A 16,481-nucleotide genomic window follows, 5' to 3' on the forward strand; every position below is an offset into this window, starting at 1 on the left:
AGAGAGAACGAATTTAACTCAGCGTACTCGAGTAAAAAGACTGAATAGAAAAACTATCAGTTATTCAAAATCCGAAGAAATGCACGATAAGGTGATAGGGACTTTTATTGAGCGTGAGTACTATTTTTGATATTCAATCTAACTATTTAATACATGACCTGCAATAGATCAGGGGATAAATCGTAATACTCAAGACGCAATTCATGCATAAAGAACTCCTTATCTCAGACAATTAGTAAACATGATGAAGATATAATTTACTGACGGTTAGAATAAGGGACAAGATTAGAATTTTGGATCATGACACGTTATATCCAATGGATTTAGAGTTGCAGTGTGGCGGTAAGAGAGAGAACCCAAGTAGGATTATTTGTTGCTTGGAATTTTATTAAAAAAAACGCTGTCAGAAAATTAATAGGCAGCGTTTTAAAAATGTTGGCAAACTAAATAAAATCAAAGTTACTTTAAAGTATTAACGCATTCCTTTCGGATCAGCACCGTAATCATTACTACCTTCAGAGCCTTCAAGAAGGATAAATATAAACACGACTAATCCTCCAAATGGAATAAGGTTCAATAATAACCACCAGCCAGAATGGTTAGTATCATGAAGTCGGCGTACTGTTACTGCAATCTGTGGAATCAAAATAAAAACCCCATAAACGCCAGCCAACGCCAGCCAACGCCAGCCAACGCCAAACCAGAATTCTCATCAATTGCAGAACCCAATACAATGAGGATCAAGATATAATCATGTTAAATAAATAGAACATCCAATATTCTTGACGACGTGCACGCCCTGAAAAATCAGCATAATTTTTTAAAACACTTAAATACCAATTCATAATTTTATTTCTTTGAAATTTAACTTAACAAAAACAAGACAAACTATAAAGGATGGAGTGATTTTATACTTAATTATATTTTAAAGTCTATAATTCATTGTTATCAGAATAGTATTATCTTATTCATTACATTATTAGATAGTGAATTAAAAAACCCTGCCAAATGTGAAATTATAAAAACAAATGATATAAATATCGCTAAGACATATCAAAGTTAGATCTAAAACAATTGGAAAAATAAGCCCTATTAAATTATGATTAATACTCGTTAGAGTATATCTTCAATAAAAATATAATTAATCATGTTATTTATATAAATAAATTAATATCAATTCAAAATCATCTCATTCCATTAGCTAAGAGAGAAAAATCGAAAAATGCTACGCCAGAAATCAATTTATTTACATAAAATTAACATAAGACTATTATCCAAGCATCAATCATCCCTGTTTTTAATACCCTGATCATTCGAGATAGCATGAAAATTTTATCCGGTCGGCCTTGGTTACTGATAGCATTTTTTTGATATCGAATTTTTTTCCTCAGTCGCTGTCTCCATCGGAATGTATCTTATCCCGTGGTACATCAGTAATACCGCGGGTGAACCCGCATTCCTTGCAACAACCGCCATGTTCTCTGCCATCTTGCTCCTTTTTTTGACACCTGTTATTGGCAAATTTATCGATTCTCTCAATCGAAAATCAATTCTAATATTTATTACTGTCATCATATTGGTGCTTTTTCTGTTTCTTTTCCTCTCTGACGACGGTGTTTCGAATCGCCTATATGCCCTAATATGCGCCTATGTATTTATCCAAATTTATTTTGCGATTTTCTACATTACCCGACAGGGATTTATCAAAGATGTCTTTATGGAAAATGAGCTTTATCGCATTAATGCAATCCTTGAAATAGAGTCTCAATCTTCAACACTACTGGCAGCTTCATTGATTATTTTATTTGCTAGCTCATTAACCAGTACCGATATTTTTATACTACTGGCAGGAATGGCATTTATTTCTCTGATTATGTTAATGCTCATTCCTTATGCTTCTAAAATAATTACCGACAGAAATAATCCTCAACATTCCCGACCAAAACTCCCACTTTCATTTTTAAAAACTGACCTGTTTTGCTATATGGCAATGGGAGCAATCCCCTTTTGACAATCAATGTTATCCAAGCCCCTTTTATGAACAGTGTTCTCCTCGAACCCATCAGCTCTTATGCAACTTATGGCATCATATATGGCTGTGGAGCAATATTAGTTGGGTTTATCATGGAGCGTCTATCTAATCGTTATCCTCAACGCAATCTGATACTTCTTTTCACGTCTACTTTCGCAATAACACTCGCCGTTATTGCCCTGAATCCAACCCTTGAGATTATTCTGGCAGGAGGATTTATCCTCGGGTTTTGCAATTCCGCCTCACGGATATCAAGTCAAAACCTTATTCTGCACGAAGTGGATTCCGCCATGATCGGACGCACATTTTCATACGGGCAATTTTTCACACTATGCGGAAGGATTATTGCAACCGGGCTTGTGCCGTTGATATTTGCTAATGACTATCGGCTGGTATGGAATTATGTTTTCGCTATCAGCATCATTGCGCCAATGGTACTACTCTTGCGGAGATACTTATTTACAACCACAAGACTCACCAATCTGTAGTTCAAATTCAAACTCACGTTCCTGAGCTTTTCCATTCCATGTTCTCAAGATTTCGATGGCAGTTTGTGCCATCTTATCGATTGGCTGACATACGGCCGTTAATGAAGGTACATTAAATAGTGATTGTTGAGTAGCATTGAAACAAACCAATGCCATATCATCAGGTATCGCTATCCCATGCTCAGCCAATGCCCGCAGGCATCCAAATGCCTGTAATTCATTGGTTGCAAACACTGCTCGCGGTCGCTTTCCTTTTAACATACGCAAAGTCGCTTCATAGCCGCCCTGACGGGTATATTCGGTAGAAAAAATCCACTCATCACGTACAGACAAATTTGCCTGCATCAAAGCATCACACCAACCAGACAATCGATCCTGCGTGTTTAACATACGAAGAGGTCCGCAAACAATGGCGATATCACGATAACCATGCTGAGTCAGATGTTGAGTTACCTTGAACGCCGCCAGCCGTTCATTGACACGAATTGCGCTGACATTCGACCCTGCACTTACCCAATCCAGCATGACACAAGGTGTACCACTGGCTTGGATCAGATCGATGTAAGGATGGCGATCGACACTGGTATATAACAAACCATCAATTTGACGATTTAAGAGATTGTTGATCAGCTCTTTTTCACGTGTCCGATTATCTCCTGAATCCCCGGGCAACAATACTTGCCCGTGCTTGAAGGCCTCTTGCTGTAAAGCATGGGCAACAGAAGAAAGAAAGGGATTAGCAATATTTGGCAAGATAAGCCCGTAAGCATGTGTTGTACCTGAAACCAATGCTTTCGCAATACTATTGGGCCGATATCCCGTTTTTTGGATCGCAGCCAATACGCGTCGGCGAGTGGCTTCTGCGACAGGCCTAGGACCATCGTTGATCACGTAACTAACTACAGCCACCGAGGTTCCGGCTTCTTTCGCAACATCACTGCGAGTCACCCTTTTCAGACATGAGTTCATATCTATGTAGTCCGCAGGTTAAGATAAAAATTCAGACAATAGCCTAAGATGGATTCTAAATCGCGTCTTCAAGCAAATTAAGATCCCGACCACGTGTTTCTGGCGCAAAGAATGTCGTGATAAACCCAATACTTGCCATCACGGTAAAATAACAAGCGATAGGCCACCAATGCCCAGAAAAAGACAGTAATGCCGATGCGACTAATGGGGCTGTTCCCCCCGATAGCATTGCCCCCAGCTCTTTTGCAAAAGCCATTTTGGTATAACGATTCGTCACCCCAAAGAGTTCAACTCCCCATGCTGCCTGAACACCAAATATTCCCAAAGAAGCCAGCCCCATTCCCACAACAATTGTTGGTATCACAATCATGGATTCACGACTTTCCAGTAAGATAAAAGCGGGGAAAGCATAAAGTATCAGTAACAGGCAAAACCAACGATAGGTGATACGACGCCCAAATCGATCAGATAGATGGCCCGCCAATGGAATGATCAAAAAACCCAACACAGAGGCAATGAATACGGCAATGGTGGGTATAAATTTATCCAACATCAGCACCTTGGCGACATAACCAATAATGAACCCTTGCGCCAGATACGATGGGCCATTTTCACCAATTCTTAAGCCCACCATGATCCAAAAAGCTCTGGTTCGTTGCCAAAAGCGTCGGGTTTCATACGTGGATTGCACATTTTCATTTACGGCTAATGATTGCAAACGTTGTTCCGCCAATAGCGCTTTATGGCGCTCAAAAACAGGCGTTTCACTCATGTACAGACGAATATAGAACGCGACTATTGCAATCAAGACACTGGATAGAAATGGAATTCGCCATCCCCAATCCAATAAACTCTCTTTGTCCATAGTCAACACCAGCAGCCAAACCAGTGATGCCAGTAACGTTCCACTATTGGAACCGAGAGCAATGACAGACGAAACTAATCCGCGTTTTGCTGGCGGTGCAAATTCGCCCAGTATGACCGCGCCACCAGAAAGTGCCGCTCCCGCTCCCAAACCTTGCATAAATCGCAATGTCACCAAACAGGCTGGAGCCCAAACGCCTATATGTGCATAACTTGGAATAAGCCCAATTAGCGTGGTTGAGAACCCCATCAGAATGACCGTCATTACCATGACGCTCTTGCGCCCTCTACGATCACCTAACCATCCAAACACGAGAGCGCCAATTGGCCGTGCAATAAATCCCACTGAATAGGTTGCAAAGCTGGCAAAGAGAGCGACAGCAGGCGTCATATCGGGAAAGAAAACATCCCCAAAAATAATCCCCGCCGCTAAACCATACAAAGCAAAATCCGCATACTCCATTGTTGTCCCTAACCAACAGGAAAAGATGGCACGAAGAAACCCTTTTCGCCCTTCTTTTGTTGCTAGAAACTCTTCAGAAGCATGTTGTATTTGAGTGACAGCTAACGCCGTACTTTCATACGGCATAGCAAGATATTCCCTGAATGTTGGAACAGAAAAATTTTAATTCTAACGTGATGTATTGAGAATTATTATTCATAAATTATTTTTACATATAAACTTATCTACTCGCGTAGAATATTCAAATAGAATAACTAAATAATTGAACGTAAATCACAAATATTAAGGGAAAATTAGTTTCTGTAATTAATAATTTTTGAAATAACATACTAAAAATTATAGCGTATCAAAAAATAGATCACTCAATCTATTTACCACACAGATTATCAATCTCATCAAAATAAAATCCAATAAATTTAAAACACATTAAAAACAAATAATTACAACCAATCACCCCAAAAAATACACAAGAAAAATTTATACAACATCGGTAAACATTAACTTATTAAAATAATTACTCTTGTTTTTTATTCAAAAATAAAATAAAAAATAACTTCCCTATAAAAAATCAAAATAAATAATACTATTAACTATTGTTATTAATATTAGATACAAAAAAACAGCATCTGAACAGATGCTGTTTTAAATCAAATATTCAAATTATTTGCATCAAACTTGATACATATTCCGTAAATAACACGAAACTGCATCATCAACATTGGAACCAATAACCTCTATTTCCGGCAAAATGTCTTTCAGACGCTGATGCGCTCCCTGCATAATGCAGCCCTTGCCTGCCACACTCAACATTTCCCGGTCATTCATACCGTCGCCAAAAGCGATACAATTGATCAATTGGTATCCGATGGATTGGCAAACCTGCTCTAACGCATGACCTTTAGAAACACCACCAGCCATCACTTCCAGACAATTTCTCAGTGAAAAGCTGACATTGACTTTCTCTCCCCAGCGGGCATTGATCCTCTCTTCCAAATTCACCAAATAATCATGATCTTCACTGGTGTAATAAACCTTGCACACACCATCTGTAGGGAAGCTATCGCGTTGGAAAAGCTGGTAATGGAAAACGGACTCCTGAAAAAAGTCTTTCTGTTCAGGCGCTTCACGATTCACGAACCAATCATCATTGTTAAAGTAATTAGTTAAAACCTTGGGATTATCAAATTCCAATAGGCACAAATCGCGAGCAATCTGAGGATCTACATTGTGGCTGAATACCAATTCATCCTGAATATTGTGAACTCTTGCTCCATTAGACGTGATCATGTAGGCATCAATGCCCAATCCATCACGGATTTGTCCAACATCAATGTGATGGCGTCCTGTCGCAAAGATAAAATGAACTCCCCGCTCTGTCAGCAAGCTCAGGGTTTCCTTGGTATACGATGTTAATTTATGATCGGGAGACAACAGAGTGCCATCTAAGTCTGAAGCAACAACATGATACATGGTTATAGTTCCTAAACTAAATTGTTCTGGTCAAAAAAATCACAAATTGCATTGAGAGCCTGTGCCCGCAATGCATCATTTTCAAACAGGATTTCGTGATGTGCCCCTTGGATAACCAGAGGCTTTTGTTCTTCTTTTCCTGTTCCGGCTCTTTGACGTGATTCGCAAAAAGCCAATATCTCCCGATTACTAATCACTTTATCTTCACTCGCTTGCAAGACTATGAGTGGAGTCTGAATTTTACTGGCATTTTCAATCAGATTATCGCCCATTAGCATACTTTCACGCATCCAATGGTAGGTTGGGCCACCAAGGCGCAATTCAGGGTAATCAGCATAATAACGCAAATAACGCTGATAGCGTGCATAGCTGTGCGTTAATGTATTAATAAAGTAAGGTGATGGCTGCCATTGACCGGTCGACAATGCGTAAGCATTGCGCCTTTTGACATGATGTTCCGCCTGATTAACCAGAAAATTAGCCAACCAACGGGGCATGGGTAAGTTGATGCCAAACATCGGTGCACATAGCGCCACTGCACGAAAAATCGGCTCTGGGTGACGCTGTAGAAAACGGCTAAAAATCGCCCCCCCCATTGAATGGGCCAGTGCGTAACAACGATGAGACTGACGAGGAGCCAGTTCCAATTCGACAAATTTTGCCAAGTCATCCACATAATGATCGAACGCTTCAACATGACCTTTTTGTCGATCACTCAACATTCGTCCTGAACGCCCCTGCCCTCGGTGATCAATGATGAAAATATCGTAGCCCAGATGATAAAAATCATAGGCCACTTCTGTATATTTCACGTAGCTTTCACTGCGGCCGGGTAAGATCACAAGTGTTTTGTCATGGCAGGAAGAACAGAAGGAAGCGTAATGGATGGGGACATCATCAACACCCATAAATTGCCGCTCTTCCCTCGTTCGCCAAAAATCCAATAATATTCCATTCGCAAAGGCAGAGAACTGAGTTTCGCGGTTTAACCAGCTCGTTTTCAATATCTCAGGTGCCATTCATCATCCTCTGTTTACCCAGCGTCTTTCAAGTTGCCGCTTTGTTGGCTACACGCAGCATCTTGAAACCCATTGGGTATAATTATCCTTGTTTATTCAAAACCTTCAAAATGATCACGGATCAACGCCATGAAAGCTTCCCCAAAACGCTCCAGTTTTCGCTGCCCAACACCATTAATCAGCAAAAGTTCATCCGGTGTTATTGGGCAATGTTCAGCCATCTCAATTAACGTAACGTCATTGAAAACAACAAACGGTGGAATGTTGTTTTCATCAGCAATGGATTTGCGTAATTTGCGTAATTTGGCAAATAATTTACGATCATAGTTTCCACTGTATGATTTGTTTTGCTGATTACGGCTTTTCAGGTTTTGGATACGTGGCACCGCAAGCTGTAAGGGTGCTTCACCCCGCAATACAGGCCGTGACGCCTCTGTCAGTTGTAACGCAGAATAATTGGCAATGTTTTGAGTAATCAGCCCCAAGTGGATGAGCTGACGCATGACGCTCATCCAATGTTCCTGACTCTGCTCTTTACCTATGCCATAAACTGGCAATTTGTCATGACCGAAATCTCTAATACGTTGATTATTTGCGCCACGCAGTACTTCTACAATATAGCCAATCCCAAAACGTTGTCCAACACGATAGATGCAGGATAACGCTTTCTGTGCCTCTACCAAAGCGTCATAACGTTTGGGTGGATCAAGGCAAATATCACAGTTGCCACAGGTGGTCTGGCGACTTTCACCGAAATAATTCAACAATACCAAACGCCGGCAGGTTTGTGCCTCTGCAAATGCTCCCATTGCGTTGAGTTTGTGTCGTTCGATGTCTTGTTGTTCACTTGCGGGTTTTTCTTCCAGACAACGACGCAGCCATGCCATATCAGCAGGATCGTAAAACAGCACCGCTTCAGCCGGTAAACCATCTCGACCCGCCCGCCCCGTTTCCTGATAATAAGATTCGATATTGCGCGGAATATCAAAGTGCACTACAAAACGCACGTTGGGTTTGTTAATCCCCATCCCAAATGCCACTGTTGCCACAACCATCTGCAAATCGTCTCGCTGGAAAGCATCCTGTACCCACGCACGTTGGTTGTTCTCTAATCCGGCATGATAAGGTGCAACACTTAGCCCACGTTTTTGCAGACGTTCTGCGGTTTCTTCTACTTTGTTACGACTGTTGCAGTAAATAATCCCACTTTTTCCCTGCTGACCACGTACAAATGACCAGAGCTGATCAAGCGGCTTATATTTTTCTACCAGCGTATAGCGAATATTGGGACGATCAAAGCTGCTGATATGAATAATCGGCTCGTGCAACTCCAACAACCGCACGATATCCTGACGGGTGGTTTTATCCGCCGTTGCTGTCAGCGCAATGACAGGAAGATTGGGAAAACGGCGACGAAGCTGCCCTAATGCCCGATATTCCGGGCGGAAGTCATGCCCCCACTGAGAAATACAGTGAGCCTCATCAACCGCTAATAAAGCTGGCTGCCAATCGTGAAGATGATCCAGAAAGTTATCTGTCACCAATCTTTCAGGCGCGATATAAAGCAGCTTAATGTTGCCCTGACGACAACGATGGATGATGTCAAATTGCTGTTCACGACTTTGGGTTGAGTTTAAGCATTCTGCTTCTACTCCATTCGCTCTCAATTGATCAACCTGATCTTTCATCAGAGAAATCAACGGGGATACTACCAACGTCAGCCCATTTTGAACCAACGCGGGGATCTGGTAACACAGCGATTTACCGCCTCCCGTTGGCATGATGACCAGACAGTCGCGTCCATCAAGAACAGCATCAATCACCTGCTGCTGTCCCGGACGAAATTGCTGGTAGCCGAATGTTTTTCGTAATGCTTGTTCAGCCAGCGATGCCGTGCTGATGAGTTCTGCGGTAGACACGCCTTTCCTCGATCGTTAAAAATCAATCCTTGAAAAAACCTTAAAAAACAGGTTGTAAAAAATACAGGTGCGATCCCAGCACCTGTTCATTATGCCAATCTCATTACCGGAGTAATTACAGCATATCATTCAGCATGACACCGATACCAAAACGCGTTTGCTTGATGTTGTAATCTATCATCGATTCGCCATAACCGCAGAATAACTGGGTATACAAACGAACATGCTTCGATATCGGATAACTCCAACCCAACTCTCCACTGCCGTAACCTCTATTCCAGTTATAACGCCCCTGAGCAGTAAACACACTGTCTCCCCAGATATAACCGAACTTCACACGGTAATATCCCATGTAACTATTTATGTCCGCGTTATCATCATGACGAGCGCCTTCAGGCAGACGATACCACGACTTTAAATCCACCTGCCAATTGCTGTTTTGCACCATCAAGCGTGCATAGAGTCGGTTCCAGCTACGGGAGGTCGATTCCGACCGTCCATTGGATTGATGGCTGATCCCTGTCTCAATCTCTCGCAGATGCCAGCCAGCAAACTCATAGTCTGTCAGCCATGCCAAAAAAAGTTGCGGTTCATAGTTCGTTTCACGAAACGGGGATGACTCTTTCTTATTACTGAGTTGCCACCATGAACGCTGTGTATAGGAAGCACCAAGTAAAGAGTCCTCTCCCACAATCCCCCGCCACAGAGGAAAACCAAAACTTATTTGAAAACTGGCTTCATCTTTGCGCACATGATCTACCCAATCATAACTGTGGATCGCCTGTTTATTGATCTTGGCACCATAAGTATAAATAATGTAATTCGTATCATAAGGATAGAGCATAAACGGCGAGTCCTGCTCATCTAACATCGCCGAGAGCACACTTCCTCTCACTATATCAACCTGCTTATTATCGCCATGGGCCCATGGCGATAATAAGCAGGAAATAACCAGAATTTTCGATAGAAAACGCATTGCTGGTATCCTTATCGTTGTCATTCAAATATCGTCGTTCGAAGATAAAAGAAGATAAAAATTGCCGCTTATTCTACACACTGAATGGTTATTTTTTGTAGTCAGTTTTTTTCAGAACGCTTTTTTTTTCGAAATGTTTCACAGACTGGTAAGATCGATAATAAAAGCATAAGATTAACAAGTTATTAACTATATCCTTCATATTTCAAGTTGCCTTTCTGTTGGCTGTGCTCACTTATCTTAGCCAAATAGTGAGCTATGCCTGAGGATTCATTCACTTGACGCCGCAATGCAACTCGATATCTATTGGGTATAGATAATTTTATTAAATATCAGCGCCTTACTTTTTCATAACCAGGAAACCAATCATGGAAAATACGCAGCGAGCCGACAGAATATTAACACTAGAAGAAGCCCGTAGGTTTATCGGGGAGGTCTTCGTTTATCATATGCCATTCAACCAACTTCTGGGGCTCGAGCTGATCCGATTCGAACAAGATTATGCAGAACTACAATTTCACCATCAAGAAAAGCTAGTCGGTAATATGGCCCAAAAAATCCTGCACGGCGGTGCTATCGCTTCGATACTTGATGTTGCTGGTGGTTTAGTCTGTACGGGTAGCATTCTGGCTGCAATGGAAACAATCACAGTAGAAGAGATGAAAAAACGATTGCCGACGATAGGTACAATAGACCTACGTATTGATTACTTGCGTCCAGGACGCGGGGAAGTATTTACCGCCAGCAGTAACGTTATACGAGCAGGCAACAAGGTGTCAGTCGCCAGAATTGAATTGCATAATGAAAATCAAGTTCATATCGCCAGCGCGATGGGGACTTATTTGGTTGGGTAAGTGTTTTACGGGTAGCGGGTAGTGACAACGTAGGCAGATAAAAATTAGCCTTGTGTAAATACACCCGCTATTTCTCCTAATATATCCTTTTTCATCTTATATTTACTTCTTTAAGCCATTAAAGAAAATCCTTATTAAGAATAATAAATAGACAACCAGTCTGATTATATCAGACCTGTAATCACGATAGATAAATCTGCAATAGCCTCTATACAACACATACTTTAACAGTCATCAGCTCAGACAATAAAACCCCAGAAAATAAAACTATAATAATTGTTTTCCAAACGTTATTTTAAAATAACTCGCCAATAAATTAACAAGGAAACAAGATATGCAATCTAAAAATACAGCCGAATCAGAAATCCTAGCAGCGCCGTTGTATATATATGGTATCCCTGTAAAAGACAGCTAGTTGGGTATGCTTCTATTCATATAGGTGGAGTACCTCAATTTCCCTGGCCGGATGATTTTCCGGCAATGCAGGATAAAAAGAATGAAATGTATAATGTGTATAATGGGAAAATGTATGCCAACTCACGTATGGTTCATTCCTACAACTTTATTTATAAAAACTGCTCAACAATAGTTGCCAGGAATATTAAAAGCAGGTGGGGTAGAGCGTGTATTAATCCAATTAAAATAAAAGGTTATGCAAAAAATATATATTGGACACCTAAAGATATAGCCCAATTATGTAATGAGCAGAGAATTAATAATATGGCTGTAAAAGTACGGGGGCTAGATTGCTCTGATAAGCTGAAATTATCATTTAAGGCGTTAATAGGTTTACGATAGCAATAATAGGTAGGATATAAATTTGATATAGGCTGCACGCAGAAACCCGATCATATTCCATTCATATTTAAGATCATGGCGTTGTTGGCTGAACTCAGTCAAATTTTTATGTATTCTTCACCCTCCAAAGATTGTTTTTTACTCTACCGATGAATGTCATTTTTTCAGTAGGAAAAGTGAATTCAAACATATAATATTAGATTATTAATTCATATAAAAACAATAAATCAGCATAAAACACTATTTGAATAAGAAATAATATTTTATTTATTCATTACGTCATTAAATTCTTGTAAATCATTCAACCCGATGCCACATTGTATATGAGCTAACGCTTTCACATCTCTTCTAAATTATCAAAACATTCAAGGATATTATGAGTAACCAACAGACGGCCAAAGGTATCTTGTATGCCTTGGGGGCTTATCTTATCTGGGGATTGGCTCCCATCTACTTCAAGACCATACAGCACGTTCCCCCCGATGAGATCGTATCACACCGCGTTATCTGGTCAGTTTTCTTTATGGTACTGATGCTGACGATGACTCGTCACTGGCGTCAGGTTTGGGCAGTTGTCCGCCAACCTAAAAAACTGCTGTTATTGGGCATTACTGCCTTCACGATCGCCAGTAACTGGCTCACCTATATCTGGGCGGTGAATAATAATCATCTGCTGGAAGCGAGTCTTGGGTATTTTATCAACCCCTTGGTAAGTGTGTTACTTGGCATGTTGTTCCTTGGCGAACGATTCCGCCGCATGCAATGGGTAGCTGTAGGGTTGGCATTAATTGGTGTATTGATTCAGATATGGCAATTTGGCTCTGTGCCGATAATCGCCCTATACTTGGCAACGACATTTGCACTTTATGGGCTGCTCCGCAAGAAGCTGGGAGTGGATGCACAGACCGGCATGATGATCGAAACCGTCTGGGTGTTCCCTGTTGCGCTGATTTATTTGCTGTTTTTCACGCATACCGTGACCAGCAATATGTTGAATAATACATTATCCCTGAATCTGCTGCTCATCGCTGCGGGTATCATTACCACTGTGCCACTGCTGTTATTTACCGCCGCAGCCGCACATTTGCGTTTATCTACGCTGGGCTTTTTCCAGTATCTTGGCCCAACGCTGATGTTCTTACTGGCAACACTGGTTTATGGTGAAGAAATGGGCCCGGATCGTCTGATCACCTTTGGCTTTATCTGGGCAGCATTGGTTGTCTTTATATTAGATGCGCTTTATACCCAGCGTCGCTTACATAGATAACTAAATATTCTTCCGCCCTTCAATGGGCGGAATTTCTATTTCAGATTCTTAAATTGTCACTTCTCGCTTTCAATTACAGCCAATTCTTCCGCTTAAAGTAGAGATAAGGCGCCAGCCCCGCGGCAATCATCAGGCCGATGGCCGCCGGATAACCGAATGTCCAATGTAATTCCGGCATAAATTCGAAGTTCATACCATAACTGGAAGCCACCAGTGTTGGTGGCAGAAACACCACGGAAACAACGGAGAATATTTTGATAATGCGGCTCTGTTCGATGTTGATGAACCCCATCGCGGCCTGCATCAGGAAGTTAACTTTCTGGAACAGCGATTCATTGTGCGGTAACAAGGATTCGATATCCCGCAGGATCTCACGGGCCTGCTCTAACTGATTTGCGGGTAAACGGGCACGACGCACAAGGAAGTTCAGGGCACGCTGACTATCCATTAGACACAGACGAACTTTCCAGCCAATATCTTCCTGCTCAGCAAGGTTAGACAGAGCTGAATCAAATTCATCCCCCTGCTTGCCTTCCATAATGACTCGGCTCAGGGATTCCAGCACACTGTAGATGTTTTCAATGACATCAGCCAACTGTTCAATCTTGGTTTCGAACAAATCCAACAGCAGTTCATAGGCATTCCCGTCAACCATCGTCTGGTTACGGGCGCGCATTCGGTACAATCGAAATGCAGGGAGTTCACGCTCTCGCAATGTGTAGAGACGACCGTCACGAATAGTAAACGCGACTGTCGAGTTGCCAGCATGATCTTCGGCATCTTCAAAGTAGAAGAATGAATGGACGTGCATACCGTCTTCATCTTCAAAAAAACGTGCCGATGCCTCAATGTCATCCAATTCGGTGCGGGTTGCCAAGGCTTGTCCCAGCTCATTCTGGACTCGGAGACGATCTTCATCCCCCAAACCCACCAAATCTACCCACATGGAGTCAGATAACTGATCACCTTCTTCATCAATTTCCAGACGGAGCAGGCGATTATTCTCTAATTTAAATGCGTTCAGCATGTACCATAAGTCTCCTTATACTCCCTACTTTTATCGTAAGGCGCGAATGTTACGCTCATAAGAAAAAGCCTGTCAACATTCGACCGGATTATTGGCCAGTTTCGAGTCTGGCATAAGCGGCCACCAGCCATTTAATGCCTTCACCCTGAAACGCGATTTGCAAACGGCAATGTTCCCCACTGCCTTCTATATTGATAATCGTCCCTTCACCAAATTTGGGATGGCGTACACGCTGTCCAAGTGAATAACCACTGTCGCTGGTACTGATAGGTGTTCCCAGTCGCTTATGACTGACCGGACGGGATACCGTCGCCCGCAAACGAACTTCTGCCACGCATTCCGTCGGTAGCTCGCCAATAAAACGAGATGGACGGTGATGTACTTCTTTGCCATATAAGCGACGACTTTCAGTATAGGTCAGTGTCAGTTTTTCCATCGCCCTTGTTACACCAACATAGGCCAAACGACGTTCTTCTTCCAATCTTCCGCCTTCTTCAATGGACATTTGGCTCGGAAACATGCCTTCTTCCATGCCCACAATAAAGACTTGCCGGAATTCTAGCCCCTTAGCCGAATGCAGTGTCATCAATTGTACGGCGTCTTGGTAAGAATCTGCCTGACTTTCCCCTGATTCAAGTGCTGCATGAGAAAGGAAGGCTTGCAATGGCATCAGGTCTTTGTCTTCATCCTGATAGCTGAATTGGCGGGTTGCAGTGACCAACTCTTCAAGGTTTTCGATGCGAGCCTGCGCTTTTTCGCCTTTTTCTTGCTGATACATCGCCCAGAGGCCGGAATCACGAATAATGCGATCGGTCTGCACATGTAACGGCATCTCCTGCGTTTCGGTTTCCAGCGCTTCAATCAATTCAATGAAACGCTGCAATGCCGATGCCGCTCGCCCCGCCAGCACTTTTTCCTGAATCAGTAACAGGCTGCTTTCCCATAAGGTTTTTTGCTGATCACGCGCCACCTGACGTACAACATCAAGCGTTCTGTCACCGATGCCGCGTGTCGGTGTATTTACCACTCGCTCAAAGGCGGAGTCATCATGACGGTTTGCCACCAAGCGCAAGTAGGATAAGGCATCTTTAATTTCCTGACGCTCAAAGAAGCGTTGACCGCCATAAATGCGGTAAGGCATGGACGCCTGTAATAAGGCTTCTTCCAGTACACGGGATTGGGCGTTACTACGGTAGAGGATCGCACACTCTTTCAGTGCCCCGCCATTATCCAGCCAATGCTTGATACGGCTGACCACATAACGGGATTCATCCAACTCATTGAAAGCACAGTACAGTGAAATAGGCTCACCTTCGCTTCCTTCAGTCCACAAATTTTTGCCTAAGCGATCGCTGTTGTGAGCGATCAGGGCATTGGCAGCCTTAAGGATATTGCTGGTAGAACGGTAATTCTGTTCCAGACGGATAGTTTCCGCCCCCGGGAAATCCTTAAGAAAGCGCTGGATATTTTCTACCTGTGCACCACGCCAACCGTAAATGGACTGGTCGTCATCCCCGACAATGATCACCTTGCCGGTATCGCCAGCCAACAGACGGATCCAAGCATATTGAATGCTGTTAGTATCCTGAAATTCATCTACCAGAATATTGGTAAAACGTTCGCGATAATGTTGCAGGATCTGCGGTTTGTTCAGCCACAGCTCATGAGCGCGTAACAGCAGCTCAGCAAAATCCACCAACCCTGCGCGATCACACGCCTCTTGATAGGCTTGGTAGATTTTCAGCCATGTCGCTTCCACCGGATTACCATAGCTTTCGATATGCTGCGGACGCAAACCCTCATCTTTCTTACCGTTGATGTACCACATGCCCTGACGGGCCGGCCACTGTTTATCATCCAGATTCATCGCCTTGATGATACGCTTGATCAGGCGATGCTGATCCTCACTATCAAGGATCTGAAAATCCTGCGGCAGATTGGCATCAAGATGGTGGGCGCGCAGCAAGCGGTGAGCAAGGCTGTGGAATGTTCCGATCCACATCCCCCCCTGACTGGTGCCAATCAGGTTTTCAATTCGGTGGCGCATCTCAGCGGCGGCTTTATTGGTAAACGTTACCGCCATAATGGAAAACAGTGAGGCATTCTCAATTGACAGTAACCAAGCGATCCGGTGGATCAGTACGCGCGTTTTGCCACTGCCAGCACCAGCCAGCACCAGCATATTAGTACGAGGTGCCGCGACCGCTTCGCGTTGTTTATCATTCAGGCTTTCGAGCAGATAAGAAACGTCCATAATTACCATCAGTTGTTTACAATGACTCAATTTTTAAGTATGACTGATTGCCACTGTTTTTTTATACAGATTTCAATTTGA

At 42.7% G+C, this 16,481-nt stretch carries 14 protein-coding genes and 1 pseudogene; 5 read left to right on the forward strand and 10 right to left on the reverse strand.

Annotated elements, in window-relative coordinates:
• Nucleotides 1-130 (forward strand): IS1 family transposase (locus Xhom_RS02490; protein ID WP_244590775.1); only part of this gene is annotated, 130 nt, incomplete at its 5' end.
• A gap of 342 nt (nt 131-472) precedes the next feature.
• Here the strand turns inward: Xhom_RS02490 and Xhom_RS45615 are convergent.
• Together Xhom_RS45615 and Xhom_RS36290 are read right to left on the reverse strand one after the other, a co-directional pair.
• Nucleotides 473-845: pseudogene (locus tag Xhom_RS45615) on the reverse strand (DUF805 domain-containing protein).
• Nucleotides 846-1,350: 505 nt separating this feature from the next.
• Nucleotides 1,351-1,488, reverse strand: coding sequence for a hypothetical protein (locus tag Xhom_RS36290; protein ID WP_232326391.1), 138 nt, complete (start codon nt 1,486-1,488; stop codon nt 1,351-1,353).
• On the opposite strand from Xhom_RS36290, the gene Xhom_RS02500 reads away from it, so the two are divergent.
• Nucleotides 1,430-2,011: an MFS transporter gene (locus Xhom_RS02500; RefSeq protein ID WP_232326375.1), complete on the forward strand. Its 582-nt coding sequence runs from the start codon at nt 1,430-1,432 to the stop codon at nt 2,009-2,011. The two genes, Xhom_RS36290 and Xhom_RS02500, sit on opposite strands and share 59 nt — an antisense overlap.
• Complete coding sequence (locus Xhom_RS02505) at nt 2,008-2,520, forward strand: MFS transporter (RefSeq protein ID WP_069317263.1); 513 nt, start codon at nt 2,008-2,010, stop codon at nt 2,518-2,520. The genes Xhom_RS02500 and Xhom_RS02505 overlap by 4 nt, the downstream gene beginning before the upstream one ends.
• Here the strand turns inward: Xhom_RS02505 and Xhom_RS02510 are convergent.
• From Xhom_RS02510 to pldA, 6 genes are all read right to left on the reverse strand, one after another.
• On the reverse strand, nt 2,488-3,489 hold the full coding sequence (locus Xhom_RS02510) for a LacI family DNA-binding transcriptional regulator (protein ID WP_069317264.1): 1,002 nt from the start codon (nt 3,487-3,489) through the stop codon (nt 2,488-2,490). The two genes, Xhom_RS02505 and Xhom_RS02510, sit on opposite strands and share 33 nt — an antisense overlap.
• A gap of 55 nt (nt 3,490-3,544) precedes the next feature.
• A complete protein-coding gene (locus Xhom_RS02515; protein ID WP_069317265.1) occupies nt 3,545-4,942 on the reverse strand; it encodes an MFS transporter in 1,398 nt (465 codons plus the stop codon).
• A 543-nt stretch (nt 4,943-5,485) separates the two neighbouring features.
• A complete protein-coding gene (yigL, locus tag Xhom_RS02520) occupies nt 5,486-6,286 on the reverse strand; it encodes a sugar/pyridoxal phosphate phosphatase YigL (RefSeq protein WP_069317266.1) in 801 nt (266 codons plus the stop codon).
• A gap of 11 nt (nt 6,287-6,297) precedes the next feature.
• The gene (gene pldB / locus Xhom_RS02525; protein ID WP_069317267.1) at nt 6,298-7,305 is read right to left on the reverse strand and encodes a lysophospholipase L2; all 1,008 of its coding nucleotides are present in this window, start codon (nt 7,303-7,305) and stop codon (nt 6,298-6,300) included.
• A 92-nt stretch (nt 7,306-7,397) separates the two neighbouring features.
• Complete coding sequence (recQ, locus tag Xhom_RS02530) at nt 7,398-9,224, reverse strand: ATP-dependent DNA helicase RecQ (protein ID WP_069317268.1); 1,827 nt, start codon at nt 9,222-9,224, stop codon at nt 7,398-7,400.
• 115 nt (nt 9,225-9,339) lie between these two features.
• On the reverse strand, nt 9,340-10,200 hold the full coding sequence (pldA, locus tag Xhom_RS02535) for a phospholipase A (protein ID WP_084023177.1): 861 nt from the start codon (nt 10,198-10,200) through the stop codon (nt 9,340-9,342).
• Between the two features lie 368 nt (nt 10,201-10,568).
• Between pldA and Xhom_RS02540 the strand changes: the two genes are divergently transcribed.
• Both Xhom_RS02540 and rarD read left to right on the forward strand, forming a co-directional pair.
• Complete coding sequence (locus Xhom_RS02540) at nt 10,569-11,054, forward strand: thioesterase family protein (protein ID WP_069317269.1); 486 nt, start codon at nt 10,569-10,571, stop codon at nt 11,052-11,054.
• Nucleotides 11,055-12,228: 1,174 nt separating this feature from the next.
• On the forward strand, nt 12,229-13,119 hold the full coding sequence (gene rarD, locus Xhom_RS02550; protein ID WP_069317271.1) for an EamA family transporter RarD: 891 nt from the start codon (nt 12,229-12,231) through the stop codon (nt 13,117-13,119).
• Nucleotides 13,120-13,192: 73 nt separating this feature from the next.
• Here rarD and corA read toward each other — a convergent pair whose 3' ends face one another.
• Both corA and uvrD read right to left on the reverse strand, forming a co-directional pair.
• Nucleotides 13,193-14,146 (reverse strand): magnesium/cobalt transporter CorA, encoded by a 954-nt coding sequence (corA, locus tag Xhom_RS02555; RefSeq protein WP_069317272.1) that lies wholly within the window; start codon nt 14,144-14,146, stop codon nt 13,193-13,195.
• 88 nt (nt 14,147-14,234) lie between these two features.
• Entirely contained in the window at nt 14,235-16,400 is a 2,166-nt protein-coding gene (uvrD, locus tag Xhom_RS02560; protein WP_069317273.1) for a DNA helicase II, read from the reverse strand.
• Between the last annotated feature and the right edge of the window lie 81 nt (nt 16,401-16,481).

It is taken from the genome of Xenorhabdus hominickii, assembly GCF_002632725.1.
In the GTDB taxonomy this organism is placed as follows: Bacteria; Pseudomonadota; Gammaproteobacteria; order Enterobacterales; family Enterobacteriaceae; genus Xenorhabdus; species Xenorhabdus hominickii.

Coding starts and splice junctions, on each gene's coding strand:
- Xhom_RS36290 (WP_232326391.1), bottom strand. CDS start 1,488: ATGGCAGAGAACATGGCGGTTGTTGCAAGGAATGCGGGTTCACCCGCG.
- Xhom_RS02510 (WP_069317264.1), bottom strand. CDS start 3,489: ATGAACTCATGTCTGAAAAGGGTGACTCGCAGTGATGTTGCGAAAGAA.
- Xhom_RS02515 (WP_069317265.1), bottom strand. CDS start 4,942: ATGCCGTATGAAAGTACGGCGTTAGCTGTCACTCAAATACAACATGCT.
- yigL (WP_069317266.1), bottom strand. CDS start 6,286: ATGTATCATGTTGTTGCTTCAGACTTAGATGGCACTCTGTTGTCTCCC.
- pldB (WP_069317267.1), bottom strand. CDS start 7,305: ATGGCACCTGAGATATTGAAAACGAGCTGGTTAAACCGCGAAACTCAG.
- pldA (WP_084023177.1), bottom strand. CDS start 10,200: ATGCGTTTTCTATCGAAAATTCTGGTTATTTCCTGCTTATTATCGCCA.
- Xhom_RS02540 (WP_069317269.1), top strand. CDS start 10,569: ATGGAAAATACGCAGCGAGCCGACAGAATATTAACACTAGAAGAAGCC.
- rarD (WP_069317271.1), top strand. CDS start 12,229: ATGAGTAACCAACAGACGGCCAAAGGTATCTTGTATGCCTTGGGGGCT.
- corA (WP_069317272.1), bottom strand. CDS start 14,146: ATGCTGAACGCATTTAAATTAGAGAATAATCGCCTGCTCCGTCTGGAA.
- uvrD (WP_069317273.1), bottom strand. CDS start 16,400: ATGGACGTTTCTTATCTGCTCGAAAGCCTGAATGATAAACAACGCGAA.